Genomic DNA, 1344 nt, shown 5'->3' with positions numbered 1-1344 from the left:
GGGCCTGTCAGAATTTCCGTGTTCGAGGCGGGTTGAGCATCACACGGATGGCCGGACAAAACGTTCTTCGTAGAGGATGGCAAACTGGTTCATTGCCGCCTTCCAGTCGTGCGCGGCGCGTCCCCAGTCAGCCGTGATGTTACGCAAGGCCAGCCAGATAAGCTTGGTGGCCGCTTCGTCGCTGGGAAAATGGCCTCGCGTCTTGATGATCTTGCGCAACTGTCCGTTGATATTCTCAATCGAATTCGTCGTGTAGATGATCTTGCGAATCGCCGGGGGAAACGCGAAGAACGGGATCACGCGATCCCAGGCGCTGCGCCACGAGGCACTGACGGTCGGGAAGCGCCGTCCCCATTCGCCATCGGCAAACGCATCCAATTCGGCTTGGGCCGCTTCCGCGCTCGCCGCCGTGTAGATCGGCCGGATGGCCGCGGCCAGCCCTCGACGATCTTTCCAGCTCGCGTAATCCAGGCTGTTGCGCATCAGATGCACGATGCAGGTCTGCAGCGTCGTGGCCGGAAAGACGGCTGCCAGCGCCTCAGGCATCCCTTTCAGTCCATCGGTGACGGCGATCAGGATGTCGTTCACACCACGCGTTTTCAGATCATTGAAGACCTTCATCCAGAACTTCGCGCCTTCGGTCCCTTCGATCCAGAGTCCCAGAATGTCGCGCGTTCCATCGGGCAACACGCCCAGCGCCAGATAGATGGCCTTGTTCCTCACGACGGCATTTTCCCGGATCTTGACCCGCAAGGCATCGAAGAAGACGACGGGATACATCAGTTCGAGCGCCCGCGCTTGCCAGGCCGTGACCTCGGCCATGACTTCATCGGTGACGGAGCTGATGAAATCCGGCGACACCTCGGTGCCGTACTGTTCGAGAAGAAAGGCCTGGATCTCACGCACGGTCATGCCGCGTGCGTACATTGCCACGATCTTGTCGTCGAAGCCGGTGAAGCGGCGTTCGTGCTTGGGAATCAGCAGCGGCTGGAAACTGCCGTCGCGATCGCGAGGCACCTCGATACGGATCGGGCCGTCCTCGGTCAGGACCGTCTTGGCACCCTTGCCGTTGCGTTGGTTGCTTATCTCGGGGGGCTTGGGGGCGCCGGGCGAATAGCCGAGATGATGGTTCATCTCGCCGCCCAGCGCGCGCTCGATCAGCGCTTTCTTGAGTGCCAGCGTGGCGGCGTTGATGGCATCGGCCGTCATCGGGCCGTTGCCGAACTGCTCCAGCAGCTCAGCGGGAATCGCCGGCAGTTCTGCCAGCTTGGCTTTCGGTTTGCGAGGCATACGTTCTCCTTGGGACAAGAATATGCCTCGAACACGAAATTACGGACAGGCCCC

The 1344-nt window shown here is 60.9% G+C and carries 1 protein-coding gene; it reads right to left on the bottom strand.

Translation table 11 applies throughout. The annotated features are described in order from the left end of the window. Positions 1–39: 39 nt before the first annotated feature. A complete protein-coding gene (locus QZM72_RS35440; RefSeq protein WP_301740434.1) occupies positions 40–1290 on the bottom strand; it encodes an IS256 family transposase in 1251 nt (416 codons plus the stop codon). Positions 1291–1344 lie beyond the last annotated feature (54 nt).

The sequence above is a fragment of the Burkholderia sp. AU45388 genome, assembly GCF_030481585.1.
GTDB lineage: Bacteria > Pseudomonadota > Gammaproteobacteria > Burkholderiales > Burkholderiaceae > Burkholderia > Burkholderia sola.
This window is presented reverse-complemented; position numbering and strand designations above follow the sequence as displayed.

What these genes read in the sequence shown, in the direction of transcription:
- QZM72_RS35440 (WP_301740434.1), bottom strand. Translation starts at nt 1,290, where the DNA reads ATGCCTCGCAAACCGAAAGCCAAGCTGGCAGAACTGCCGGCGATTCCC.